The sequence below is a fragment of the uncultured Dokdonia sp. genome (assembly GCF_947492535.1).
In the GTDB taxonomy this organism is placed as follows: Bacteria; Bacteroidota; Bacteroidia; order Flavobacteriales; family Flavobacteriaceae; genus Dokdonia.
Genome location: NZ_CANLNH010000011.1, coordinates 80,857 through 105,746 on the forward strand (window position 1 = coordinate 80,857; position 24,890 = coordinate 105,746).

General features: G+C 34.0%; 24 protein-coding genes. 11 read left to right on the forward strand and 13 right to left on the reverse strand.

Annotation, left to right across the window (positions count from 1 at the left end):
• Positions 1 to 4: 4 nt before the first annotated feature.
• The 4 genes from Q1A60_RS14845 to Q1A60_RS14860 all read right to left on the reverse strand — a co-directional run bounded on the left by Q1A60_RS14845 (position 5) and on the right by Q1A60_RS14860 (position 4,723).
• The gene (locus Q1A60_RS14845; protein ID WP_299762383.1) at positions 5 to 1,540 is read right to left on the reverse strand and encodes a cryptochrome/photolyase family protein; all 1,536 of its coding nucleotides are present in this window, start codon (positions 1,538 to 1,540) and stop codon (positions 5 to 7) included.
• Complete coding sequence (locus Q1A60_RS14850) at positions 1,541 to 2,839, reverse strand: DASH family cryptochrome (protein ID WP_299762380.1); 1,299 nt, start codon at positions 2,837 to 2,839, stop codon at positions 1,541 to 1,543.
• Positions 2,836 to 2,985 carry a DUF2256 domain-containing protein gene (locus Q1A60_RS14855; protein WP_299762377.1) on the reverse strand — a complete coding sequence of 50 codons (150 nt, stop codon included), beginning with the start codon at positions 2,983 to 2,985 and terminating at the stop codon, positions 2,836 to 2,838. Before Q1A60_RS14855 ends, Q1A60_RS14850 begins: the two co-directional genes overlap by 4 nt.
• Positions 2,986 to 3,127: 142 nt before the next feature.
• On the reverse strand, positions 3,128 to 4,723 hold the full coding sequence (locus Q1A60_RS14860) for a LamG domain-containing protein (RefSeq protein ID WP_299762374.1): 1,596 nt from the start codon (positions 4,721 to 4,723) through the stop codon (positions 3,128 to 3,130).
• 209 nt (positions 4,724 to 4,932) lie between these two features.
• Between Q1A60_RS14860 and Q1A60_RS14865 the strand changes: the two genes are divergently transcribed.
• The 3 genes from Q1A60_RS14865 to Q1A60_RS14875 are packed head-to-tail and all read left to right on the forward strand — an operon-like array spanning position 4,933 to position 8,704.
• Positions 4,933 to 5,448: an RNA polymerase sigma factor gene (locus Q1A60_RS14865; protein ID WP_299762371.1), complete on the forward strand. Its 516-nt coding sequence runs from the start codon at positions 4,933 to 4,935 to the stop codon at positions 5,446 to 5,448.
• Between the two features lie 54 nt (positions 5,449 to 5,502).
• Positions 5,503 to 6,396 (forward strand): FecR family protein, encoded by an 894-nt coding sequence (locus tag Q1A60_RS14870; RefSeq protein WP_299762367.1) that lies wholly within the window; start codon positions 5,503 to 5,505, stop codon positions 6,394 to 6,396.
• The gene (locus tag Q1A60_RS14875; RefSeq protein ID WP_299762364.1) at positions 6,389 to 8,704 is read left to right on the forward strand and encodes a TonB-dependent receptor plug domain-containing protein; all 2,316 of its coding nucleotides are present in this window, start codon (positions 6,389 to 6,391) and stop codon (positions 8,702 to 8,704) included. Before Q1A60_RS14870 ends, Q1A60_RS14875 begins: the two co-directional genes overlap by 8 nt.
• Before the next feature lie 6 nt (positions 8,705 to 8,710).
• On the opposite strand, the gene Q1A60_RS14880 is transcribed toward Q1A60_RS14875, so the two are convergent.
• Positions 8,711 to 9,664, reverse strand: a complete 954-nt coding sequence (locus Q1A60_RS14880) for an NAD-dependent epimerase/dehydratase family protein (RefSeq protein ID WP_299762361.1) — start codon at positions 9,662 to 9,664, stop codon at positions 8,711 to 8,713.
• Between the two features lie 184 nt (positions 9,665 to 9,848).
• Between Q1A60_RS14880 and Q1A60_RS14885 the strand changes: the two genes are divergently transcribed.
• From Q1A60_RS14885 to Q1A60_RS14900, 4 genes are all read left to right on the forward strand, one after another.
• Entirely contained in the window at positions 9,849 to 10,493 is a 645-nt protein-coding gene (locus Q1A60_RS14885; protein ID WP_299762358.1) for a hypothetical protein, read from the forward strand.
• Positions 10,490 to 10,990 (forward strand): nuclear transport factor 2 family protein, encoded by a 501-nt coding sequence (locus tag Q1A60_RS14890; protein ID WP_299762355.1) that lies wholly within the window; start codon positions 10,490 to 10,492, stop codon positions 10,988 to 10,990. Before Q1A60_RS14885 ends, Q1A60_RS14890 begins: the two co-directional genes overlap by 4 nt.
• A 118-nt stretch (positions 10,991 to 11,108) precedes the next feature.
• Positions 11,109 to 13,178: a M13 family metallopeptidase gene (locus Q1A60_RS14895; RefSeq protein WP_299762352.1), complete on the forward strand. Its 2,070-nt coding sequence runs from the start codon at positions 11,109 to 11,111 to the stop codon at positions 13,176 to 13,178.
• Between the two features lie 212 nt (positions 13,179 to 13,390).
• Positions 13,391 to 13,582, forward strand: coding sequence for a cold-shock protein (locus Q1A60_RS14900; RefSeq protein WP_299762349.1), 192 nt, complete (start codon positions 13,391 to 13,393; stop codon positions 13,580 to 13,582).
• Between the two features lie 72 nt (positions 13,583 to 13,654).
• On the opposite strand, the gene Q1A60_RS14905 is transcribed toward Q1A60_RS14900, so the two are convergent.
• Together Q1A60_RS14905 and Q1A60_RS14910 are read right to left on the reverse strand one after the other, a co-directional pair.
• Positions 13,655 to 14,458 (reverse strand): NAD(P)H-binding protein, encoded by an 804-nt coding sequence (locus tag Q1A60_RS14905; RefSeq protein ID WP_299762346.1) that lies wholly within the window; start codon positions 14,456 to 14,458, stop codon positions 13,655 to 13,657.
• Between the two features lie 98 nt (positions 14,459 to 14,556).
• On the reverse strand, positions 14,557 to 16,929 hold the full coding sequence (locus Q1A60_RS14910) for a M28 family peptidase (protein WP_299762343.1): 2,373 nt from the start codon (positions 16,927 to 16,929) through the stop codon (positions 14,557 to 14,559).
• Between the two features lie 155 nt (positions 16,930 to 17,084).
• Between Q1A60_RS14910 and Q1A60_RS14915 the strand changes: the two genes are divergently transcribed.
• On the forward strand, positions 17,085 to 17,549 hold the full coding sequence (locus Q1A60_RS14915) for a CBS domain-containing protein (RefSeq protein ID WP_299762340.1): 465 nt from the start codon (positions 17,085 to 17,087) through the stop codon (positions 17,547 to 17,549).
• Here Q1A60_RS14915 and Q1A60_RS14920 read toward each other — a convergent pair whose 3' ends face one another.
• Both Q1A60_RS14920 and Q1A60_RS14925 read right to left on the reverse strand, forming a co-directional pair.
• Entirely contained in the window at positions 17,550 to 18,080 is a 531-nt protein-coding gene (locus Q1A60_RS14920) for a GNAT family N-acetyltransferase (protein WP_299762337.1), read from the reverse strand. It abuts the gene before it with no gap.
• 252 nt (positions 18,081 to 18,332) lie between these two features.
• Positions 18,333 to 18,521 (reverse strand): hypothetical protein, encoded by a 189-nt coding sequence (locus Q1A60_RS14925; RefSeq protein ID WP_089370157.1) that lies wholly within the window; start codon positions 18,519 to 18,521, stop codon positions 18,333 to 18,335.
• A gap of 233 nt (positions 18,522 to 18,754) precedes the next feature.
• Here Q1A60_RS14925 and Q1A60_RS14930 point away from each other — a divergent pair, with 233 nt between their 5' ends.
• Positions 18,755 to 19,897 carry an aminotransferase class V-fold PLP-dependent enzyme gene (locus Q1A60_RS14930; RefSeq protein WP_299762327.1) on the forward strand — a complete coding sequence of 381 codons (1,143 nt, stop codon included), beginning with the start codon at positions 18,755 to 18,757 and terminating at the stop codon, positions 19,895 to 19,897.
• Positions 19,898 to 19,957: 60 nt separating this feature from the next.
• On the opposite strand, the gene Q1A60_RS14935 is transcribed toward Q1A60_RS14930, so the two are convergent.
• Complete coding sequence (locus Q1A60_RS14935) at positions 19,958 to 20,131, reverse strand: hypothetical protein (RefSeq protein WP_299762324.1); 174 nt, start codon at positions 20,129 to 20,131, stop codon at positions 19,958 to 19,960.
• A 269-nt stretch (positions 20,132 to 20,400) separates the two neighbouring features.
• Between Q1A60_RS14935 and Q1A60_RS14940 the strand changes: the two genes are divergently transcribed.
• Together Q1A60_RS14940 and Q1A60_RS14945 are read left to right on the forward strand one after the other, a co-directional pair.
• Positions 20,401 to 21,813, forward strand: coding sequence for an aminotransferase class V-fold PLP-dependent enzyme (locus tag Q1A60_RS14940; RefSeq protein WP_299762321.1), 1,413 nt, complete (start codon positions 20,401 to 20,403; stop codon positions 21,811 to 21,813).
• Positions 21,814 to 21,924: 111 nt separating this feature from the next.
• Positions 21,925 to 22,725: a tryptophan-rich sensory protein gene (locus Q1A60_RS14945; RefSeq protein ID WP_299762318.1), complete on the forward strand. Its 801-nt coding sequence runs from the start codon at positions 21,925 to 21,927 to the stop codon at positions 22,723 to 22,725.
• 7 nt (positions 22,726 to 22,732) lie between these two features.
• Here Q1A60_RS14945 and Q1A60_RS14950 read toward each other — a convergent pair whose 3' ends face one another.
• The 3 genes from Q1A60_RS14950 to Q1A60_RS14960 form a co-directional block, all read right to left on the reverse strand.
• The gene (locus Q1A60_RS14950; RefSeq protein ID WP_299762315.1) at positions 22,733 to 23,431 is read right to left on the reverse strand and encodes a hypothetical protein; all 699 of its coding nucleotides are present in this window, start codon (positions 23,429 to 23,431) and stop codon (positions 22,733 to 22,735) included.
• A 164-nt stretch (positions 23,432 to 23,595) separates the two neighbouring features.
• On the reverse strand, positions 23,596 to 24,204 hold the full coding sequence (locus tag Q1A60_RS14955) for a hypothetical protein (protein ID WP_299762312.1): 609 nt from the start codon (positions 24,202 to 24,204) through the stop codon (positions 23,596 to 23,598).
• Between the two features lie 5 nt (positions 24,205 to 24,209).
• On the reverse strand, positions 24,210 to 24,710 hold the full coding sequence (locus Q1A60_RS14960; protein WP_299762309.1) for a sigma-70 family RNA polymerase sigma factor: 501 nt from the start codon (positions 24,708 to 24,710) through the stop codon (positions 24,210 to 24,212).
• Between the last annotated feature and the right edge of the window lie 180 nt (positions 24,711 to 24,890).

Sequence of the window (24,890 nt, forward strand, 5' to 3'; positions counted from 1 at the left end):
TTTTTTAATAATGAGATGGGTTTTTAATAATATCCTGTGCTCTTTCTTTATGTTGCATTAATGTTTCTTTATCCATTTTATTCAATAACGAAAGCATCATACGCATACGCTGATTATCCTTAAAAAAGGATTGTTTCTCGTCTAGAAAATTCCAGTATAAACTATTAAACGGGCACGCATCTTCTCCTGTTTTTTTACTCACTTTATAATGGCACCCTTTACAGTAATTACTCATTTTATTGATATAACTACCACTAGACACATAAGGCTTTGTAGCAATCTTACCGCCATCTGCCCATTGAGACATTCCGCGGGTATTTGTGATCTCTACCCACTCAATGGCATCTATATAGATGCCTAAATACCAAAGGTCAACCTCAGCAGGATCAGTCATGGTAAGCAATGCATAATTTCCAGTGATCATTAAGCGCTGTATATGATGTGCATAGGCATTATCCAAACTATTATGAATACTACATTTTAGACAATTCATTTTTGTATTTCCTGTCCAATAAAAATCTGGAAGCGGATTATGATTTTCTAAATAGTTTGCAGAAGCAAATGCTGGCATTTGCATCCAATACATACCACGCATATATTCTCGCCAACCTATAATTTGACGTACAAAACCTTCTACTTGGCTAATATCAATATCACTTTTATGTGCTCTCCAATAATCAATTACTGTAATTACCACTTCTTTTGGAGATAGTAGTTTGCTATTCATAGCAAAACTCAATCTGCTGTGATAGAGATATGCTTGATCTGGATCCATGGCGTCTTGGTAATCGCCAAAATGAACTAATAAGTGCTCACAGAAATAATCAAGAACTTTAAGGCTTTCTTCTCTTGTAGTCGCCCAACCAAATGTTTTAGGATGGATCTTTCCCATGGTTTTTACACCTTGTTTTTTAAGCATTTCTACAAGAGCTGTTACATCTTTTTCAAAGGTTTTCTCTGTTGGAATTAGTGTGTCTTGTTTCCATTTTTTTCGATTACTTTGATCAAAATTCCATTGTCCGCCTTCTGGGTCTTTATCCGTAATCATCATAAGGTCATATTTCTTCCGCATCATACGGTAGAAATATTCCATGGTGTATTGTTTTTTTCCTTTAAAGAAATGCTCCAGATCGGTTCGGGACGTCATAAAGTGTTCTGTATCAAAAACGGTGGTGGAGATGTGTCCGCTTTCGCGAAAGCGTACTAATTCTTGATCCAATCGGTATTCATCAGGCTGCTGGTATTGAAACGCATCGCATTCTTTTTCTTTAAGAACTTGCTTGATATTATCTAGTAACACCTGTTGATTACGCGTATCATCAAGGGTATAATACACAACGGTATGTCCTTGGTTTTTTAGGTGACTTGCAAAAGATCGCATGGCACTAAAAAAGGCAACTACTTTTTGAATATGGTGTGTCGCATAATCAGTTTCTTGACGCATTTCTGCCATAAAATATACGATAGTATCATCTACTTCGTCATACCAAGAATGTGTATGATTGAGTTGATCACCTAATATGAGTCTGAGTGTTTTCATCTAAAAAAGTGTTTCCTGCAACCATAATTTCCTAAACTTTCCTTGAGGATCATAACGTTCTGCTTGACTCTTAATATTAAACCTTCGATCTCTAGGGTCATTACCTACTCCTGCATTATACATCCAATTTCCATAATTACTATGTACGTCATAATCGATGAGCATAGATTCAAAATAAGCCGCTCCAATACGCCAATCTTGTTTGAGTTCTTTTGCCCAATAACTTGCTACGTTTTGTCTTCCGCGATTACTCATCCATCCGGTTTCTCGCAACTCAATCATATTAGCATTGACAAAGTCGTAAGGTGTTCTTCCGTGTATCCAATCTTGTAATGCTGCTTTGTTAGTGTGCCACGCATAGTCTTTACTGAGAATACCTCCTATTTTGAAAATTGCATTCCCATATTTGAGTGACACATATTTAAAGTAATCTCTCCATATCAATTCGAAAATCAACCAATATGTGTCTTGATTTTTCTTGATCTCTTTTTCAAATTGTTTGACTTCCCAATAAATCTGTCGTGGTGAAATACTACCATTTGCTAGCCATGGAGATAGTTTGCTACTATAATCTGTACCAACGAGTCCGTTTCTAGTTTTCTTATAATATGCCAGCTTTTGTGTTTCCCAAAAATAGTGGTGAACTCTTTTTTTAGCTTGTATTTCACCTCCTTTATACGGAAATGCCGTTCTAGTATCTACGATAAAATCATCTAGTCCTAATGCTGAAAGTGTAGGAATCTTAGTATTATTTTGAATTCGGTTAGATATAGGCAACTGTTGAATAGGTTCTAATGTCGGTCTTACAACCGCTTTCTTTTCACATTCTTTTCTAAATGTTGTAAATACATTAGGAAGTTTTTCAAATGCTTGATAAGGGATGTCTTCTGGATGAAATAAGAATTGATCATAGGTTTCATGCCAAGTTAGTGTAGGATTCTTTTCTTTAATAGAAGTTATAATGGTTGCTTCTTCATGTGTCCATTCTTTTTGAAGAAATATATCCGTAATGGTATATTGTTGAGCTATTTCATGAATGATATTACTAGCATAATCGTTATATAGCAATAAATCTATATTTAAAGAGAGTAAAGAGTTTTTAAGTTCAAGAATTGTTTCTACCAAGAACTGAGCTCGATATTTTTCTGTCTTTTTAAAACCAAAAACATCTTCTTTAAAGAATGCTGGTTCAAAGCAGTATAAGGCTATAACTCGATTCCCTGAGGCTACAGCATTATAAAGTGACTGTTGATCCTGTACTCGTAAATCATTCTTAAACCAGACTAATGAAGTATTCATATAGCATTGGTATTGTTTTTATTGCGTTTACATCGCTCACTACAATATTTGACTTCATCCCAATTGCGTTCCCATTTTTTTCTCCAAGTAAATGGCAAACCGCAGGTAACACATATTTTTTGAGGAAGTATTTGTTTACGATGCATTATTTTTTATTTGTTCAAAGATATTCAAAAAAGATTAAACAAATAAATAATAAGGAAGTAGAAACCTATAGAAAAGGCAAAAAGGGCCACAAAGTATATGACCCCTTTTACACAACTCAACCAAACTAGTTCTTAATAATATCTAGAGACAGGTAAAGCAATCTGCGTCAAGATTAAATAGTTCTTCTATTTCAGTAGGATTTAACGCTTTTTTATAGACTCTCAAATCATCAAGATGACCTGTGAATCCATGACCTAGGGTAAAAAAAGATAAAGGATTATCCCCTATATCAAATTGGGAATTAGGGATAGTTGTTCTTAACACATTATCTCTATAGAGAATAATGGTATTATTTTGATCTACAGTGACAACTAAGTGATGCCAATCTGTGTTTGTCCACACTACATCAGCTTCATTAAACCAATCACCATCAAAGATGTTATGGCCTAAAGTGTCAATATAATAAGGTGTATTAAATGTAAATGCTTTTAGTTCAAAACCATCTCCTGCTTCTGTTCCTTTTTGAAACATAATTTCAATATCACTCGCGTTATCGTTCTGCATTTTAAACCATAGACTTATTGAAAAAGAATCTCCTTGAACTAATTGATTTATTGGTGTAACTGGTATTGTCAAAGAATCTGACTGAACAAATGAGTATGCACAAGAAGGATTACCATCTCTATCTTCTACAAAATTCTCTTCTAATCCCTCTATAGTATATCCACTAATTAAATCTTTAAACTCATTTCCGAATGGCATATAAATTACCAAGTCATCAAATAAGACTTCTGGATTATCACAGCAGTCTTCAACAATTAATGTTAATGGGAATATTTGAGAAACTGAAGTGTTTAAAATAAGTTCTACTCTATAATATAAAGTTTGGGAATTTGTAAGATTTGTGTATGCTGTAGGAACTGGAATTGGGTTTGTTTGATTTATAGCATCTACTTCTGTTTCATAATAAGTAACAGTATATAGATCGAGATCGCTACAGTTTTGGACAGCTTCTGTTAAATTAAATTCTTCAGTTTCATCGTTATTATCGTCACAAATAGACAGTTCTGTAATATCAAAACACATATCTGGTGCAATAAAATTACAATTTGAATTTGCGTTATTAATAGCGATTTCTAATTCTGAATTATTATTTACACTTACTGTATTTCCATTTTCATAAATAAGTGACACAGGGTAATTTAAACTTGCGAAAATGGCGCTATCATTACCAATACTTATAAGAAAATCATACAATGCTTCGTCATCATTTATAGTAACTACATCTGCGTCTTGGAAATCTGAATTAAATAATGAAAAAGAAATAGGGTATTGAAAATCTACACATGTAATAACTTCTTCTGAAACACAATTGATAACATATTGCAACAACTCTTCTTCATTCGCTACATCTACTACTGTATGATCACTTAGCGTTATTGTAATTGGAAATGATATCTCTATAATATCGTCATCTGTATCTGAAGAGTTGATATTTTCTTCTACTAATGATATATCATCAAGTGTATTAATAATAATGAGTTCATTATTTACAGTAACTGAAACAGGCAGATTAATTTCTATACAACTTGCATTATCTAATATATCGTCTTGAGAACCATCATTTAATGAGGTTTTTAATAACAATAAAGCTAAATTAGAATTTGCAGCTATAGTCTCTTCACTATCAGGAGTAATTATTTCTGATTCTTCTTGCTGACAAGAAACTCCTATCATGCAGAATAGGAAAATCAGAATATATGATATTTTATAGTTAGTTAGCATTTCTAAAAAATTAAATTACAAATATTAAAAAAATGTTACTTTATTTGTAAGTTCTTTTGCAGTATAAACTACATTACTAAAACAATTAAGATATAAAAACTCCTACCTTTACATTCTAAAATTACTATTTATTTATATTTTTCCTTCAATGACATCTCTATATGAGTAAAAATCTACATAAAAATATTTGTGAAGAAACTTTATATTCAAACTTCTTTAAGAAGTATGCAGATGACTTACATTCATTTTTATATTACAAATTTGGAGATCACTTAAATCCTAAGGATAAAGTACAAGAAGCATTTATTAAAGTTTGGGAAAATTGCAAAAATATCACTCCAGAAAAAGCTAAAAATTATTTATTTACAGTAGGAAATAACTTAATGCTTAATGAAGTAAAGCATCAAAAAGTAGTTTTGAAATTTCAACAAGAGAAACCAAAATCTCATACAAATGAGAATCCAGAGTTTTTAATGGAGGAAAATGAGTATTCTCAAAAATTACAAAAAGCAATTTCAAGCCTAACAGAAGCACAACGAGTTGCTTTTTTATTAAATAGAATTGAAGGCAAAAAACATAAAGAAATAGCACAACTATTAGACATTAGTACAAAAGCAGTTGAAAAACGTATTTATGGTGCTCTTAAAAAATTAAAAGAACAAATTCACGAATTATAATCTATAGGGTAGGAGTTTTTATATCTTAATTGTTCTATTAGTGAACGTATTATTATGGAAAGAGAAGAATTAATAAGAAAATGGCTTGATAATGAGCTAAATCCTAAAGAGTTACAACTCTTTAAGGAGTTAGATGATTATGCAGATTTGATTCGTATTTCTGATGGTGTACAAAAATTTAAATCAGATTCTTTTGATACAAATATAGAATTAGATAAACTTAAAAAAATCATAGACACCAAAAACCAAAGAAAAAATTGGTTAAAGCCATTAACGGCTATTGCAGCTGCTATTGTTGTTCTTTTTGGTGTATACTATTCGTTCTTATTACAAGAAACTGAAGTTTCAACGCTTGCAAGTCAAAAGCAAGAGGTCATTCTTCCTGATAATTCTAATGTTGCTCTTAATTCGTTGTCTTCTTTGACATACAATGAAAAAAAATGGGACACACAACGAGAAGTTAGCCTTCAAGGAGAAGCTTTTTTTAAAGTGGAAAAAGGAGCTACATTTAATGTAAAAACAGAAACGGGACTTGTAACTGTTGTAGGCACTCAATTTATAGTTAAAGATAGAGAAGAACTATTTGAAGTGATATGCTATGAAGGAGCCGTACGTGTAGATCACAATGGTCAATCTATCTTATTAAAACAAGGAGATCGTTATATTAAAATGGATGGTGTTACTACTTCACAGACAAAAACAAATCAACAAAGTCCTTCTTGGATTGAAAACACAAGTACCTTTAAAAGTTTACCTTATAGTGCTGTTATAGCAGAATTTGAAAGACAGTATGATATTGAAATCACTGCAACAAACATAGACTCAAAACAACTATTCACAGGAAGTTTTATTCACAATGATATTGATATTGCCTTAAAATCTATTACCTTACCCCTAAATCTGGAGTACACCAGAACAAATCGAATGATAACTTTAAAGGGTGAATAAAAAAAATAGACTAATTCTCTTTTTCATTATTGTCATTTTTAGTTTCTCAGAAATACTCTCTCAAACCAAAGAAGAAGCTGAAAAAAAATCCCTCTCCTACATTCTGGAGCTCATAGAGGATCGCTACGATATTCGCTTTTCCTATGCAGATGATACCATACTTAACAAAAAAACAATTATTCCCAAAACTGACCTGCCCTTAAAGCAGGTTTTACTGATTTTAGAAAAAAATACAGGTCTACTATTTGAAGTAATTGACGATCGTTTTATAGCCATTAAAAAAGCAGAAGAAGAGACCCTTACCAACCAACAGCTAGATGAGGTGTATATAAAGAATTACCTTACCTCTGGTATTTCTACAAACAGGACAGGTGCTATTATCGTAAAACCAGATGATTTTGGAATTTTACCTGGCCTTATAGAACCAGATATCTTACAAACTATTCAGGCACTTCCTGGTATTCTAAGTGTAGATGAAACGGTATCAAATATTAATGTACGAGGAGGAACTCATGACCAAAATCTTATTTTGTGGGACGGCGTTAAGGTATATCAATCTGGACATTTTTTTGGATTAATTTCTGCATTCAATCCACACCTTGCAAAAAATGTTTTTGTTGCAAAAAATGGTACCAGTGCTATTTATGGAGATGGTGTCTCAAGTATTATAGATATACAACTAGACCAATCCATTAATGATGATTTTTCAGGAGGATTAGGTTTCAATTTTATAGATGCAAATGCAGTAGCAAAAATCCCTTTATCTAAAAAAGTAGAGCTCCAAGTATCTGCAAGAAGATCTATCACTGATCTTTTAGAAACACCAACATTCAATCAGTATTTTGATCGCGTTTTTCAAAACACAGAGATTACAAATACACAATCTGAAACCGATCAAACGGTTATCAGAGACGAGGCATTTTACTTTTATGATGTAGGAACCAAGTTACTTTATGATATTTCAGAAAAAGACAAAATTCGTTTTAATTTTACCTCTATTTTTAACTCATTAGATTATCTCGAAGAAACAAAATTTTTAAACATTCAAGAGGCATCTAGTAGTGGTATTACACAACAAAATCTCGCTACAGGAATCACATATAGTAGAAATTGGAGTAATACACTCTCAAGTGACATACAGGTATATGGTTCTTTTTATACACTAGATGCTACGAATGCAGACATTCTAAACGACCAACGTTTAGATCAAAAAAATGAAGTCCTAGATACCGGTGTAAAATTAAATACAAATTATAAAATACGTAACGGTATACATTGGATAAATGGATATCAATTTTTTGAAGTTGGTGTTACCAATCTAGAAGATATAGACAATCCTCCTTTTAGAAGTAATGTCAAAGAAGTCCTAAGAAATCATGCCATTTATAGTGAGTTTCACATCACTACAAAATCTAAAAAAACAGACCTTAAAACTGGTGTGAGAGCTAATTATTTTGGAAAATTTGATAGACTACTTATAGAACCAAGGTTAAGTGTTAGTCAAGAGTTTCTATCCGATTTTAAAGTAGAAATATTAGGAGAATTAAAAAGTCAGACAACCTCTCAAATTATAGATAGACAAAATGACTTTCTAGGTGTTGAAAGTAGGCGTTGGGTCCTAGCTAATGATAGTACCATTCCTATTATTAAAAGCAAGCAAGCGTCTGTTGGGCTTCAGTATAATAAAAATAAACTATTGATAAGTGCTGAAGGGTATCTAAAAAAAGTAGATGGAATAACCGCTAGAAGTCAAGGATTCCAAAATCAATTTCAATTTGTAAATGATATTGGAGATTATGAAGTAAGAGGTATTGATTTTCTCATTAATAAACGCTTTAGAAACTTAAGTGCGTGGTTAAGCTATTCTTTTAGTGAAAACTATTATGAGTTTAATACGCTAAATGAAGGAAGTTCATTCCTAAACAATGCAGATATTAAACATGCATTAACTTTTGCAGGTACATATACCGTTGGAGAAAATTTAAAATTTGCACTTGGTGTCAATTGGCGATCAGGGAATGTTACAACCTTACCAGAAGGAGAGAGTCTTTTTGCAGGAGAAATCGTATATGGCTCTCCTAATAGCGAACGAGTAAATGATTATGTAAGGACAGATTTCTCATCTACCTATACATTTGATTTAAAAGGAAAAGCAAAAGGAAAAATAGGGATCTCTTTATGGAATATCTTAAATAGAGAAAATATCATTAACACCTACTTCATTGTAAATGATGATAGTACCGTCTCTAGGATAGACAATAAATCTCTAGCAATTACTCCCAATCTTAGTTTTAGAGTTTCTTTCTAAAAAAGGCTACTCTGCGTACCGCTCCTTCAAATTATCAATCATTGTTTTTGTGATTTCTTCTAGTCCAAAACTATGAGACCAACCCCAATCATTTCTTGCCTCACTATCATCTATACTTTGCGGCCAAGTATCGGCGATAGCTTGTCTAAAATCAGGCTCATAATTTATTTCAAAATCAGGGATATGTTTTTGAATACTTTTAGTAACATCTTCGGGAGCGTAACTCACAGCTGCAAGGTTATATGAAGATCGAATTTTAATATTCTCAGTAGGAGCATCCATAATAGCTATCGTGGCCTTTATTGCATCATCCATATACATCATAGGCAGTATTGTACCTTCTTTTAAGAAACAACGATATTGACCATGTTTTAAAGCCCTATGATATATATCTACCGCATAATCTGTGGTTCCTCCTCCTGGCTCTGTTGTATAACTTATAAGACCTGGATAACGTATACTACGTACATCTACTCCATATTTATTGTGATAATACTCACACCAGCGCTCTCCAGTTTGCTTAGAAATTCCATATACCGTAGAAGGCTCCATCACGGTAGTTTGCGGTGTATTTTGAGCAGGTGTAGTTTCTCCAAAAACAGCTATACTAGAAGGCCAAAATACTTTTTTTACTTTATTGTCTTTAGCAAGATTTAGAATATGAAAAAGCGAATTCATATTAAGATCCCATGCCTTTGCAGGAAAGCGCTCTGCTATGGCACTCAACATTGCTGCCATAAGATATACCGTATCTACTTTATATCTAAAAACAATATCTTCAACAGCCTCTATATCTGTTGCATCCAAAAGTTCAAAATGTGCGCTCTTCATCATCATTTCATTACCCTCACGTATATCACTAGCAACAATTTTGTCCTTTCCAAATCGTTTGCTTAATGCTAGAGTTAGTTCTGTTCCAATTTGCCCGCAAGCACCTATAATTAATATTCTTGATTTCATATAAACTATTTTTCAATAAAATTCAGTGTTTTCAATACCGTTTTATTCAAAATCACTCAATTACCTATTTCTTTATTTAAAAGTCCGCTTTCGCGAAAGCGTATACAAAAGCAAACTTAATCATAAATTTTTCTTGTATATTCCTATTTAGGCTACTTTTGTCTATGAACTTTTTTAATTACTTATGAAACAGCGTATACTCATATACCTATTAAGTACATTCCTTCTATGTATTTCTTGTGAAAAAAAAGAAGCACAAACCCAGGAATCAGAAACTACAGATGTAGTTACTATTGATACCCTTATGATTCCTATCAATACACAAGGATTAAAACCTTCTTTACGTCTTACATCAAAAGCTCAAGATGCTGTTAAAGATTGGCCTTTATATCAAAACCTTTCAAAAAGGTTAGATAGTTTACAAGGAGTATCATTAGGAAAAACCAAAAAACAAGTAGCTACTCTAATCTCAATATTTGACGGTCAAGGAGAAGCAGAAAAGGAAGATATTCTAGTGTTAACACCCGATAATTTAGAAACTCCTGCTATAAAAGCTCGATTACTCTCGGTAGAGACAAACCTGAAAATAGTTAATAATTATGCGCAAAAAAGTGATCCTAGTGCTCAAGAGATTTCGGAGGGTATTGTAGCGCTTAAAAATGCATTTCAAAATTTGAACCTTCAAATAAATGAAAATTTTGCATTAACTATAGAAGAAATGCTTGAGCAGTTTAATAAAGAAACCAGCGAGGGCAAGAATACGCCCGAATCAGAAAAACCAACACCTAGAGGGAAACCCCCAGTAAAAATCTATAAACCAAACCAATGATACGTACTATTCTATTTGTCTTTGTAGGCCTTTTAACTACAATAGGAGTCGCTCAAAGTGATTCAGAAAAAGAAACCATAGACGCTATGCTAGTAGCTTGGCATAAAGCTGCCGCAGATGCAGATTTTGACGCTTACTTTGGCATGATGACCAATGATGCTGTATTTATAGGTACAGATGCTACCGAAAATTGGCAAAATGAGGAATTTAGGTCTTTCTCTAAACCTTATTTTGACAAAGGAAAAGCATGGACCTTTACCACATTAGAACGTAATATATATCTGGACACACATGAGGATACCGCTTGGTTTGATGAGCACCTTAAAACACAAATGGGAATCTGTAGAGGTTCTGGTGTCGTAAAAAAAGAAAATGGAATCTGGAAAGTAAAACATTATGTACTCTCTATAGCTATTCCTAATGAAAATGTAACTGCGATTACTGAAATGAAAAAAGAGTGGGATCGCTTGCAGATGGAAAAAATGACAAAACAGTAGAGTTATATACTGTAAATCAAATCACTACAAGGCGTGTGTATACTTTTGTATTTTCGTTGTAACAATACATAAAAATTCACGTCTTATGTACCATAATCAAGAAACCTAAAAAACGAATATGAAACTAATAAAAACGGTTGCTATAGTTGCTTCTTGTACACTTGCTTTTACAAGTTGTAAACAAGAGACTACTCAAAAAGATACAGTAGCAACAAACACAGAAAAAACACCTGGTATTGTCCTAGAAAACATGGACACATCGGTAAGTCCTAAAAATGATTTTTACAACTATGTAAATGGTAGTTGGATGAAAAACACAGAAATTCCTGCAGATCGCACAAGCTGGGGAGGTTTTAGTGTATTACGTAAATCAACAGATGCAGATGTACTTAAAATAATTGCTGATGCAAAAGCAAGTGGAAAATATGCTCCTGGGTCTGACCAAGCAAAAGCACTGGCTATTTTTGACTCAAAATTAGATACCATTGCTCGTAATAAAGCAGGTATTGCACCTTTAACACCAGCGTTAAAAGAAATAGATGGCATTAAAAATCTTGCTGATTTACAAACAGTACTTTCAAAAAATCCATCTGTAAGTTCTCCTTTTATTGGAATAGGTGTGCAAGGTGACTTAAATAATAGTGCTATGAATGCTGTTTATTTAGGTTCTAATGGTCTTGGATTACCAGATCGTGATTACTACTTAGAGCAAGATGAGAAGTCAAAAGAAATTCGTGAAGAATATAAAAAGCATATTGCTCGTATGCTTCAAATGATAGGAGATAGCGAGAAAGATGCGCAAGCTGCTGCAACTAAAATCTTAGCAATGGAAACACAACTTGCAGAGCCTCGCCTTGACAAAGTACAGAGTCGTGATGCACGTAACTATAACAACCCACGTTCTTTAAAAGAAGTTGATGCTATGCTCTCTTCTATAGACATCAATAAAATGATCTCTGATCTAGGAATTACAAAAAAGTTTGATACCCTTATTGTAACACAACTACGCTATACAGAAGCTTTAGACAAGTTCCTTAAAGAAACGTCTATTGAAGATATTAAAACGCTAGTAAAATGGGATACGTTTAATAGTGCTACTGGATTATTAACGACAGATATTGAAACTGCAAACTGGGAGTTTTACAGCAAGTATTTAAGCGGTGCAGAAAAACAACGTTCAGCAGATGAGCGTGCACTCGCTACTGTAAATGGAACTGTAGGAGAAGCTTTAGGTCAATTATATGTAGATGCTAAGTTTCCACCAGAAGCAAAAGCTAGTGCAGAAACTATGATCAAAAACGTAATCGAAGCTTATAAAGAAAGAATCCAGAAGCTAGATTGGATGGGAGCTGAAACAAAAGCTAAAGCGGTAGAAAAACTTGATAAGTTTACCGTAAAAATTGCATACCCAGACAAATGGGAAGATTATAGCACCATGGAAGTATCTGCCGACAAAAGTTATTTTGATAATATGACAGCTGTAGGTAAATGGGGACAAGATAAAAACTATGCAGAAATTGGTGAGCCTGTAGATAAATCAGAATGGGGAATGTCTCCTCAAACAGTAAATGCATATTTCAATCCGCTTAATAACGAGATTGTATTCCCTGCGGCTATTTTACAACCTCCTTTCTATAACTATACTGCAGACGAAGCTGTAAATTATGGAGGAATTGGAGCTGTAATCGGACACGAAATCTCTCATGCATTTGATGATAGTGGTTCGCGTTTTGACAGTGATGGAAACCTTAAAAACTGGTGGACGGAAGATGATCTTAAAGCCTTTACTGAAAGAGGAAATGCACTTGCAGAACAATACAGTAACTTAGAAGTATTAGACAGTGTATTTGTAAATGGGAAGTTTACATTAGGAGAAAACATTGGAGACTTAGGAGGTGTTTTAGGAGCCTATGATGGTCTTCAAAAATTTTATGCAGCAAATGGACGTCCAGAAGATATTGATGGATTTACAGCAGAGCAACGTTTCTTTATGTCTTGGGCAACCGTATGGAGAACAAAGAGTCGTGATGAAGCATTACGTACACAAGTAAAAACAGATCCGCATTCTCCTGGAAAAGTACGTGCTACACAACCACTACTTAATGTAGATGCATTTTATAAAGCATTTGATATTAAAGAAGGAGATGCTATGTATTTAGCACCAGAAAAACGTGTTCGTATCTGGTAATACGCCTTTATAACACTATTTAACTATAGAAAACCGCCCAGAAATAGGCGGTTTTCTTGTTTTTAGCTCAAATAACAAACTATTTATTGTTTTAAAGTACTGATTTTAAGCGACTTGCATTTATTTTAAAAATAAACCAATATAAACGCCTGTAAATCAATATATGGCACTATCATTGCCTAGTATTAAATAATTAATTTTAAATTTTAAAAATGAATAAAGGAACAGTGAAATTCTTCAACCAAACAAAAGGTTTTGGATTTATTACAGAAGAAGGAGCAAGCAAAGATCACTTTGTACACATTTCAGGTCTTGTAGACGAAATAAGTGAAGGGGATGAAGTAGAATTTGACCTACAAGAAGGTAACAAAGGACTAAATGCAGTAAACGTAAAAGTTATATAAAACAGCATATATATTTTGTACAAAACCCATCCTAGTGATGGGTTTTTTTTTGGAATAAAAGTAGCTATTGTATTACAAGGCTACCTTAAATTTATATCCTAACACTTCATTGATAGAAGTGCTATCAACCTTTTTGAATATAACATCTCCTTCTTCTTCATATTGAGGTGCTGCTAAATCTAGCTTTTCTGCTTGTGCTGTGTAATAGTCTCTTTTGGTAGGATGTTGCGGTGAGACAGCATTAAAAATATGTCCAAAAGCATCTTTCTGAATGATAGAAAGGAGAATGCCTATACAATCTTCACGGTGTATCATATTGACAGGCGCATTCCCATTACTTAAACCTGTTCTTCCTGCCAGAAAACGCACAGGATTTCGGCTTCCTCCAAAAAGCCCTCCAAAACGAACAATTGTTGTTTCAAATGCAGGTGTATTAAAAAATATTTGCTCTACATCGTATAATTGCTTAGCAGCATTACTCTGTGGTTTAGGAACATCTTTCTCAGTGACATGACCTTGACCATCATCATATACAGATGTACTACTCACCAAAATAACTTTCTGAACAGAAGCATTTTCTATTTCGTGTAAAAAATGTGCCATTTTAAGCGCATAATTAGCGCCCGTATTTCTTCGTAATCCTGGCGGAATCATAATAGCCAATACATCTGTGTCAGACAAAAGGGTGTCTATCTTCCCTGTAACGCCTGCTTCTGTCAAAACAATAGGATATGCGGCAATACCTCTTCCCGTGAGTTCTTGTGCTTTACTAGCATCTGTAACGCTCCCCTTTACGGTGTACCCTAAATTCATCAGCGTAGATGCAAAAGCATTTCCTAGCCATCCTAATCCAGCAATTGTGATTCTTTTATTCAATAGTTTTTCTGTTTCATTCCCGCATAGGTGGGAATCTCATTAATATTCTTTTTAATTGTAATATTCTATTATACGCTTTCGCGAAAGCGTATACAGTATTATTCTTCTATAACTGTCTGATCAACCACTAACGTATCGTTTTTTGCTTTTACAAAAGCTGAAACATCAATAGTGCGCTCTACAATAACAGCATCATTTGCAATAAATGGTTCTGGCATCGTGTTTTTAGGTCTTGCAGACACTGTAAAACTTGGATTTTCTAATAAATCATAGGAGAATTCCTTAAGTGTAAATGTAGGCATAACTCCTTTAGGAACTCCGTACCTCACCTCCAAAGAATCTCCTAAAGTCATATAATAACTTAACATGCCTTTGCTTCCTCGTTTTTTGTATAAAGTTTCTGTGCTATCGGGTTTAAATTCTTTCCCATTATATGACAAATATTGAAACGGAGTATCCACTCCTGAATACAATCGCATTTGATGTATTGTACGACGTGGTGCAATAGTCATGGTTGTGTATGCAATATCTCCTATAATCGTGTCTTGCGAAATACGTACATCACTTTCTGGCAATGTAATCACAGAAGTCTCTTTTGCATACGAATAAGGCGTATTGTATTTACTTCCAGCCGCATTCCCTATATACTTTGTCGCCGATTCAGGAGTATCTCCTAAATAACCGCGTGTCCAATCATCTATATTTTCACTGTAGGTTGCCCAATAGGCTTTATTTGTATCTGCATTGTTATAGTATATCAAACTATTAGGTAGTTGTCTCTCTGGGGAAGCGCTAGATTTTGAGTGTGCGATCCCTAAAAAGATAAAAGCAGTTAAAAGGCTCAGAATTCCTACTATTTTTTTATTTCTAAAAAACCCAAAAACGGGTAGTAACAATCCAAAAAGTAATACTGTAAAAATTGCCGAGACATAAAACATATCTGGACCTAATCCAACAGGGAAAAATTGTATTAATGGTGCAAAAAGAAAGATCGCAGGTGCCGATAAAAGCACCATTAAAGTCATACTAGGATTGCTCTGTCTTATTAATAAGTATAGCGCTAGTAAACCAAAATAGACAGGAATGATAAAAAATGCGGCTCCTTGTAATTTTATGGCTAACGCTATATTGATGATCAACCACATAGTTAATGGCGCTACCAATGTACTTGCTGTATGTTCTGCTTTTACCATTTTATGATAAATTCCAAAACACAAACTAACACTTAAAAGCACAAAAGCGGCAGTATACCAATGTCCATTATAAATAAATACAGGAAGAATTTCAGTATACGATGGGTAGAGTAGTTTAATAAGTACCCATAATAAATAGAGAAGGCCTCCTCCTAATAATAGACTTAACATAAAAGCACCAAATCCTTTTCCAATAGCTTTCTTATATAATCTCTTTTTATTAAAACCATATACAAGCAAGACAACAAAGAGTACAATCGCTAGAATAAGCATAGGCCAAATCCAACTAAAAGGATATGCAATAAACGTAGCAACAGCTGTATCAAAATAGACATAATCTTCCTGAGATTTTACAGAAGTCAAATCGGCATTGGCATAGTATGTTAACAATGGCATTAAATAGCTTCCTTGATGTTCTAAACTATTTTTATCTAAATTTTCGGCAGTATCATTCACGGTATGATAATCATAATGATCGTCTATAAAAGCAAAGAAAAATCCATCTATATCTCCATCTTCTCTTAAAATAGTAGAATCTGTATCATTAGGCAGCATTTTATAGATGCTATACATTAATGAAGTTGCTACAGGATATTCAACATCTGCTTCTTGAAACCCTTTAATAAGGTTTGCATTCCCACCATTAGTCTCTACAATCATATTAGAAGGTCCGCCACTTCCTCTTGCCTCAAAATTAAGAGCTAAGGCGACATCTTTAGCCCAAGGATGTTCATTTACAAATAAAGATGCTCCGTCAAGACCTAATTCTTCAGAATCTGTAAAACAAATAATAATATCATTTTTAGGTTTGGCACCACTTGCAAGATACGCGCGTACACTCTCTAGAACCGTTACGACACCAGATCCTGCATCACTCGCACCATAAGAAGCACTATGTGGAGCACTGTCATAATGAGACATGAGTAATAGTGCTTTTCCATTTTCAGTTCCTTTAATACGTGCAAGAATATTTTGCGGCTTTACTAGATTACCATATCCTCGCCAGTGATCAAATGTAAATCCTTCTTGCACCTCAGGATTCAATCCCAGTTTTTGAAGCTCTTTTATAATATATGCGCGTACGTCTGCATGCGCTTTTGTACCAACAAAATGAGGTTCTTTTGCGATGACTTCTAGATGCTCCATAGCTCTCGCTGTAGAAAACTCATTTGCAGGGGTATTGAGATCACTTATTTCTTTTGGCATTAATGAACTAAAGGCTACAGATACTAATCCTATAATGAGAATTATAGAAAATATGTGAACTATTCGTTTCATAAAAAGGTTGGTTTGGTTTTCCTAAAAATACAATTTTTGAACATGTTTATGCTAAAGTTTATACTGAGTTTATCGAAGTACGAATGTATAAACAGCGCATTCTCCTTTAAATTTAGTAACTTTAAGAGGATTTACTCACTAAAAAGCAGTTCGTTATGGGAATCAAAAGTTTTACTGGACGCCGTGCCAAACCCTCAAAAGGCAACCCAACAGATATTAAAGTAAGTGATTATATGACTAAAAAATTAATCACATTCAGACCCGATCAATCTGTACTAGAAGTAATGAATACACTTATTAAAAATAAGATTTCTGGAGGACCTGTTGTTAATGAAAACAACGAGCTCATGGGCATTATTTCTGAAGGTGATTGTATGAAACAAATTTCAGAAAGTCGTTATTACAATATGCCTATGGAAAATATGGTAGTAGAAAAACACATGGCAAAAGAGGTAGAAACCATAGATGGTAATATGAATGTATTTGATGCCGCCAATAAGTTTGTAAACTCCAAAAGACGTCGTTTCCCAATTGTTGAAAATGGAAAACTCGTGGGTCAAATAAGTCAGAAAGATGTTCTTAAAGCGGCCTTAACCTTAAATGGTCAAACTTGGAAATAATCAACTAGGAAGTTTTTCAAACCAAGCTAACATCAAGTTTTCAGGTTCGTAAAAGAAATCTTCTTTGCGTTCTAGTCCTATTTTTTCCAATACGCGACAGGAAGCACCATTACCTAACTCAGCCATTCCGCAAAGTTTTTGATTTGGAAAATGCTCAAAAAAGTAATCTCTTGCTGCTATAGAAGATTCTGTAGCATATCCTTTTCCCCAATATTGAGGCATAAATCGATACCCTACATCATAGAAGTTAGAATGTCCATTGGGTGACCACTCGGTATTCATTTTAAGGCCAGTCCACCCTATCCAATCACCGCTTGATTTCTCAATAGCTGCCCAACGCCCTATTCCATATTTCTCATACTGCATACGAATACTATCTATGTATTCACGTGCCTTTCCCATACACGAGATAGGGTTTTTTCCTAAATACTCATGTACTAAAGGATCACTATCTAGTCGAAACATATCTCCTGTATCTTCTGTAACAATTTCTCTAAGGATAAGATGTTCGGTTTCGGCAAATATTTTCATGTCAGGTAATTTTAAGCTTGTATTGAACGTCTAAAGTTAGAAAATAATTTTTCAGAACATATTTCTAAAAGTAAATTATTTTACGGCAGCCCTACAAGGCCTTTATATCAAACTGAATTTTAGTTTTGAGGTAAGCCTCAAAGTATTAACCCTTTTGGCGGTGCAAATAAAAAAGGCACTGTTGTAACAATGCCTTTTTCATAAAGGGGGACTATAGTAATAACTATAGGTATATATAAGAAGGGTAAAATGCTAATTCAAATCAACAAATAAGTGATCCCAAAAATCAGATACTTCATTGGTCTCTTGAGAACTTTCTATAGAATTTACAATAGAAAGCATTTGTAAATTTGTAATATATTTTTGAACATCAAAATCTAATAGTGCAGTCATTTCTTCAAAATGTACGTCCATTTGATTTCTTAAGATTGTATTTTCCATGATCAAATTCTTTATGGTTAACACAATTTTAGACGCCTATTCTTCATGCACTTACAAATTAAGCCATTAAAAAAGACACTATACATACATTTTTCTACTCCATATCTTTAAAATTGACAGTAAAATAAGGTTATTCCATTGGGTATTAATTTTATGTTAAAAAGCATAACACCTTCAATATTGCTCTTAAAATATTCAAATTTGAGGTATTTTTAACCTATCAATTGTATGCTATGAAACATCAAAAACATCTCTTTTCACTTCCTGAAGATATTACCTATATCAATGGTGCCTATATGTCTCCACAACTTAAAAGCGTTGCGGAAATAGGATTAGAAAGTGTTTTAAGAAAAAATAATCCCACGGCTATTTCACAAGCTGACTTCTTTACCCATCGAACTATTGTAAAACAACGTTTTGCATCACTTATCGATGCTCCAGACCCTCAAAACTGTGCTATTATTCCTTCGGTATCTTATGGTATTGCAACCGTTGCAAAAAACATAGTATTACAACAAGGAGATGAGATTTTAGTAATAGATGAGCAATTTCCAAGTAATGTATACGCTTGGCGCGAAAAAGCAAATCGTACGGGTGCACAAATACGTGTAGTCACTCCTCCTAACACGTTTGAAGATCGTGGAAAACGTTGGAATGAATATATTCTTGAAGCAATTACTTCCACTACAAAAGTAGTAGCGATGGGGCATATTCATTGGGCAGATGGCACCTTATTTGACCTAGTTACTATACGTAAGCGAGCACACGAAGTAGGCGCAAAGTTAATTATAGACGGCACACAAAGTATAGGTGCACTTCCATTCTCCGTAAAAGAAATACAACCAGATGCATTGATTGTAGGTGGTTATAAATGGCTACTAGGTCCGTATTCCATAGGTATGGCTTATTATGCAGATACCTTTAATGACGGAGAACCACTGGAATACAATTGGATGAATAGAAAAAATAGTGAAGATTTTAGTCAGCTTATTAATTATCAAGATGAGTATCAGCCTAAAGCCGATCGTTTTTGCGTGGGAGAATCTAGTAATTTTATCCTTGTTCCGATGCAAATTAGAGCTATTGAGCAATTATTAGATTGGGGGATCCAACATATTCAAGACTATTGTGAAGCTATTTCTTCAAAGGCAATCGAACAATTACAAGCCAAAGGATGCTTTATAGAAGAAGCCGAGTATCGATCGAAACATTTATTTGGTGTGTACTTACCAGATCATATCAAAATGGATGCTGTTAAAGACCGCTTTCGCGAAAGCGGAATCTCAGTAGGCATACGCGGAGAAGCGATTAGAGTCGCTCCACATGTATATAATACTGCTGAAGACTTTGAGAAATTTGTAGCTTGTTTTTACTAAAAGAGGTTGTCTAAAAAGTGTTTTTAGACAACCTCTTTTATTTCTTAGAAATAATTGAAATCAGTAAGCGCAATATCCGCCTCCAAGGCACCACCCACTTCGACCATTACAAGAACAAGGAGAAAGCAAAGGACCTGAACATCTACACGAAGCTGAAAATCCTCCGTTAACTTCTTTTTGAGAAGCTACTTCTAGTTTTTTTACTCCCTTTAATTTTGAAATTTTTTTTAACATAACATGATAATTTTATAACATCATGAATAAGTCACAAAAGAATACAATTCTCTTACGCATATACATTGATAGTTTAGGTTAATATTGTTTTAAATTTACTTCGTAAATATCTGATTAGTAGTAATTTCCGATAATAATTTACGTTTTTAATTTATTTTTACATCATTCTTATAAACGTTACATCATTGGCCTACATAAAATCAGTAGATCAAATAATTTTAATGGTCTGGGCAATACCCTACCTTTGCAGCCTATCTAAATAGACTGAGATGAACAAAGACACTTTAGAACTTTCTAAAGAAGAAATGAAAGCCTACGGATATAGCGTTGTAGATGCTGTTGTAGCCCATTATGACACTCTTAATGACAAAAGTCCTATCGCTACAGGAAGTCGTAAAGAGATGGATAACTTATTCTTAGAAGAGGCTCCAGAAAAATCTTCAGACCCAAAAGAAGTATTAGACTTTGTCATTGAAAAAGTGATGGATAAAGGGGCTATTGCAGCACACCCTAAATTCTTTTCATTTGTTCCAGGGCCTAGCAATTACATCAGTGCCATGGCAGATACGTTGGCTACAGGGTATAATGTATTCTCAGGAGGATGGTCACAATCTCCACCAGCGGCAGAGCTTGAAATTGTTACTATAAGTTGGCTCCTCAAAATATTTGGATTACCTCTTAAAAAAGGAGGTGGAATTTTTACCAGTGGCGGTTCTATGGCTAATCTTACAGCTATTGTTACTGCAAGACGTGTGATGTGTGGGGATGATTTTTCAAAGGCGATTATTTATCTATCAGATCAAGCACATTCTAGTAATATAAAAGCCATTAGAACCATTGGATTTAGAAAAGAACAAATACGCTTAATCCCAACCGATTCTGAGTTTAAATTCTCTACCATAAAACTGAAGAATGCCATTGCAAAAGATCGCCTAGAAGGACTGCATCCGTTTTGCGTTATTGGAACTGCTGGAACTACCAATACAGGAACTGTAGATCCACTTAAAGAAATAGCTGCCATTTGTAAAGAAGAAAAGCTTTGGTTTCATATTGACGGAGCCTATGGAGGTGCTGCTATTTTAGATAAGAAAGGCAAAGAACTCTTAAAAGGGATTTCTAAAGCAGACTCTATCACAGTAGATCCTCATAAATGGTTTTTCCAACCCTATGAAATGGGATGTTTATTGATACGTAATCATAAGTATCTCAAAAGCACGTTTGTAGAAAAACCAGAATACCTTAGAGATATAGAAGGCAATGAATCTGAAATTAACTTCTATGACCATGGGGTACAACTTACGCGCCGTTTTAGAGCATTAAAGTTTTATATGTCACTGAAGACATTTGGACTAAAAGCATTCAGAAAAGCCATTTCATATAACATAGCCCTTGCCGAGAAAACAGAGAAGCTACTCCGTAAAAGTTCGCAATGGGAAATTGTTTCTCCAGCAACTTTAGCAATTATTAACTTCAGGTACAATCCTATTGGAAATAGTTATTCTGAAAAAGAATTAGATGCTTTAAATCAAAAGATTTCAGAAAGTGTTCTTGCTTCCAAAGAAGCTTTTCTAGTAACTACGGTTTTAAACGGGCAAGTGGTACTCAGGATGTGTTTGATTAATCCTCGTACAACATTTCAAGATGTAAAAGATACCATTGCGCTTTGTGAGCAATATGCATAAATTTCTTGTTGTAAATTAATTACCAACATAGGATTTATATGATGTTAGGTTCGCTTTCGCGAAAGCGAATTGTTAAAGCATACGTATCTTTATAAAAACGAATCCATTCCTATGAAAAAGATATTTGCTGTTGTCAATCTACTCTCTGTTGTTCTTGTGCTATTGGTAAATGGGCTTTCACAATCGCAACGCTGGAATAATACGACCATAGGCGAAATAAGTAATAAATATGATAATCTCTTTACACCAGCTGGATATGCCTTTGCCATTTGGGGGTTGATCTTTTTGATGCTTATGGGATATGCATTATTTCAAATACGTAGAGCATTCTTTAGTAAAAAGGAATCGTCTTTTATTGTACAAACAGGTTGGTGGTTTGCTCTTGCAAATCTGTGTAATGCTGCTTGGGTTGTAGCCTTCACCTATGAATATGTAGGACTCTCGGTTGTTATTATGTTAGGTCTTTTACTGAGTTTATTACAGATTATTCACAAAACAAATATGGAACGATGGGATGCTCCTATTGAAGTCATTGCTTTTGTTTGGTGGCCTATTTGTATTTATGCCGGTTGGATTGCGGTTGCTACGATTGCTAATTTCAGTGCCTATTTTGCAAGTATCGAGCTTACAGGAGGAGAATTTACGCAGATTCTGTGGACGATGATTATGATAACTATTGCCGTACTTCTCAATCTATTTATGGTTTGGTTACGTAACCTAAGAGAATTTGCTCTTGTCGCTGTTTGGGCGTTGTTTGCTATTTATATACGACATAAAGATAGTATCGAAAGCATTTCTTATTATGCGCTTTGCGGAGCGATTGTGTTACTCATTATTATTTCACTACATGCTTTTAATAATCGAAAAACAGCACCACATATAAAGTTAAAAGAACGATTGAGTGGAAAATAAACACCTGCTAATTTATAAACTCTTTGAATCTATACGTAATACGTTTCACAAACATACTATCTTCAGATTGTAATGCTTTTTGTAATGCACTAGCGAATGCCTCCTCATCATTAAGTTCTCGAAAAATATCTAGTTTAAGCCCCGTAGTAGTATGATCAAACGTTGTAAAAACTTCTTGATGTATCGCTTCTGCAGACACAACATATTGCAGTGCTTTTTTTAACGTCTCTTCTTCTTTTTTATAGGTATAAAGAGTCTGTGCGAGTAATAATTTATAATCTGCCAGAAATCTAGCTTCAATCATTAGATCCTGTTTAAGAACTGTATCTAAAGAGGGTATCTCTTTTAATCCTATTGATTCTAATCTATCAATTTCGTTACTCGTATAATCAATAAATAGCGGTAGTACTTTATCAAAAGAAGGACTAGAAGTAAGCCCCTCTAAAAGTCCGTTCATTTGTAGTAACAAACTATATACTACGGTATTTCTATCTGGGTTTTCTGGAGATAGATTTTTGTAGTCTTGTTGTAATGTCTTAAAATAATCATATAGTACCTTCTCTTGATTTTTAGAATGAACAATACTCTGATGTTCAAATGTAGTACCACAGTAACCACAGATATAACGATTTGGTGTAGTTTCAGAAAAACCATTGCTGGCACCACAACTAGGGCAAGAAATTTTATATGTTAATGCATCACTCATAATGTCTACAAGATACAGAATCGTATGAAAAATATATACGCTTTAACGCTTCGCTCTTCATTTTGGTCGTGAACTTGCCTACCGGCAGGCAGGTATCACAAATCCTATTTCGCGAAAGCATAAAAAACCCAACACAAATAGGTTGGGTTTTACTCATCATTTGTTTATTGATCTTGATAGGTTGCTAACACATCCAAATCTGCTTCATGCTTTTTAAGTTTCTTATCATAATCTTTATAAATAGCTTTTGAAAAGAATACAATAACAATCAACATAATACCAAATACAATAGCCGAATGGCTTAATTTTTCAGGCGTTTGAAAAACATCAAAGCCTTTTCCCCATTTTAAAAAAGAAAGTCCTGCTACACATAACCAAATCGCGACAATAGACATATCATAGATAGCAGTACGCGAAGTATGTATTCTAAACTTGGCGATCTCTTTTTGTAACTGAATAAGGCTCAATTTTCCATAATCTATCTTTTTTAATACACTATGTTGAAAATAAGAAAACACCATAGCACCAGACGCCACTACAAGCATCAATATATAGGGTATAGAGTCGCTTACAAAATAGATCATACACAAGGATATAACCGCATAAACTAATGCCATATTTTTACCCGCAATCGAAACCTTTAGAAGTGTATCAAAGCCCGTTTTTGCTTTGTTAAACTCTAGCGCTTTAATCTTTTCTTCATTTACCTTTACACGGTGCTCTAACGCATCCATATCTTTCTTCCAAATATTTTTTATATCATCTACATTCATACTATTTAGTTTTTAGAAGATGAAAGTTCTTGCTTCCATCTATTTTTAATACGACTTATTTTGGTCGCAACATTGGTTTTAGTAATTCCTAAGATATCTGCAATCACCTCATAGTCTTTATCTTCTAAATAAAGAAACATTAAGGCTTTGTCAAATTCATTAAGGCCTGCCAACAACTTTCGCAACATATCTTGCTCGTAACTTCTTTCACTAGTCTCAGAAGCTGCTGTAAACTCAAGTAATCCTGTATCTAGTCGTACAGTCTTTCCTTTTGTTTTAAACGTTTTACGATAATGTGAGATCGCTACATTCATTGAGATTCTATACAACCACGTGGTTATTGCATAGGCGTCATTATAGGTATCTAGAGATTTCCAGATCTGGATTAAAATTTCCTGCTCTAGATCCTTTTTGTCTTCATTGTCGGCACAATACATGGTGATCACTTTATATAAAATGCCTTTATGCTTTTCAATGATATCAATAAATGTTGCTTTCTTACTCAAGCTGTTTTGATGTTGTGGTTTACTCTATTATTCGCAGTAGATTTTAAAAAATCACAAGAAGCTAAAAAAAAATGAGTTTTTTATGGAAATATTGAATTTTGATAGGGTACGCTTTCGCGAAATTTGAATCAGTTTTCTTACAAGAGAGTACTATTATAACAAATATTCATACGAGTCTTC

Excerpts from the sequence above, each read along its gene's own strand:
- Q1A60_RS14850 (WP_299762380.1), bottom strand. The coding sequence starts at position 2,839 with ATGAATACTTCATTAGTCTGGTTTAAGAATGATTTACGAGTACAGGAT.
- Q1A60_RS14895 (WP_299762352.1), top strand. The coding sequence starts at position 11,109 with ATGAAACTAATAAAAACGGTTGCTATAGTTGCTTCTTGTACACTTGCT.
- Q1A60_RS14935 (WP_299762324.1), bottom strand. The coding sequence starts at position 20,131 with ATGTTAAAAAAAATTTCAAAATTAAAGGGAGTAAAAAAACTAGAAGTA.
- Q1A60_RS14900 (WP_299762349.1), top strand. The coding sequence starts at position 13,391 with ATGAATAAAGGAACAGTGAAATTCTTCAACCAAACAAAAGGTTTTGGA.
- Q1A60_RS14890 (WP_299762355.1), top strand. The coding sequence starts at position 10,490 with ATGATACGTACTATTCTATTTGTCTTTGTAGGCCTTTTAACTACAATA.
- Q1A60_RS14920 (WP_299762337.1), bottom strand. The coding sequence starts at position 18,080 with ATGAAAATATTTGCCGAAACCGAACATCTTATCCTTAGAGAAATTGTT.
- Q1A60_RS14910 (WP_299762343.1), bottom strand. The coding sequence starts at position 16,929 with ATGAAACGAATAGTTCACATATTTTCTATAATTCTCATTATAGGATTA.
- Q1A60_RS14915 (WP_299762340.1), top strand. The coding sequence starts at position 17,085 with ATGGGAATCAAAAGTTTTACTGGACGCCGTGCCAAACCCTCAAAAGGC.
- Q1A60_RS14885 (WP_299762358.1), top strand. The coding sequence starts at position 9,849 with ATGAAACAGCGTATACTCATATACCTATTAAGTACATTCCTTCTATGT.
- Q1A60_RS14930 (WP_299762327.1), top strand. The coding sequence starts at position 18,755 with ATGAAACATCAAAAACATCTCTTTTCACTTCCTGAAGATATTACCTAT.
- Q1A60_RS14845 (WP_299762383.1), bottom strand. The coding sequence starts at position 1,540 with ATGAAAACACTCAGACTCATATTAGGTGATCAACTCAATCATACACAT.
- Q1A60_RS14945 (WP_299762318.1), top strand. The coding sequence starts at position 21,925 with ATGAAAAAGATATTTGCTGTTGTCAATCTACTCTCTGTTGTTCTTGTG.
- Q1A60_RS14925 (WP_089370157.1), bottom strand. The coding sequence starts at position 18,521 with ATGGAAAATACAATCTTAAGAAATCAAATGGACGTACATTTTGAAGAA.
- Q1A60_RS14955 (WP_299762312.1), bottom strand. The coding sequence starts at position 24,204 with ATGAATGTAGATGATATAAAAAATATTTGGAAGAAAGATATGGATGCG.
- Q1A60_RS14865 (WP_299762371.1), top strand. The coding sequence starts at position 4,933 with ATGAGTAAAAATCTACATAAAAATATTTGTGAAGAAACTTTATATTCA.
- Q1A60_RS14880 (WP_299762361.1), bottom strand. The coding sequence starts at position 9,664 with ATGAAATCAAGAATATTAATTATAGGTGCTTGCGGGCAAATTGGAACA.
- Q1A60_RS14855 (WP_299762377.1), bottom strand. The coding sequence starts at position 2,985 with ATGCATCGTAAACAAATACTTCCTCAAAAAATATGTGTTACCTGCGGT.
- Q1A60_RS14940 (WP_299762321.1), top strand. The coding sequence starts at position 20,401 with ATGAACAAAGACACTTTAGAACTTTCTAAAGAAGAAATGAAAGCCTAC.
- Q1A60_RS14870 (WP_299762367.1), top strand. The coding sequence starts at position 5,503 with ATGGAAAGAGAAGAATTAATAAGAAAATGGCTTGATAATGAGCTAAAT.
- Q1A60_RS14950 (WP_299762315.1), bottom strand. The coding sequence starts at position 23,431 with ATGAGTGATGCATTAACATATAAAATTTCTTGCCCTAGTTGTGGTGCC.
- Q1A60_RS14860 (WP_299762374.1), bottom strand. The coding sequence starts at position 4,723 with ATGATAGGAGTTTCTTGTCAGCAAGAAGAATCAGAAATAATTACTCCT.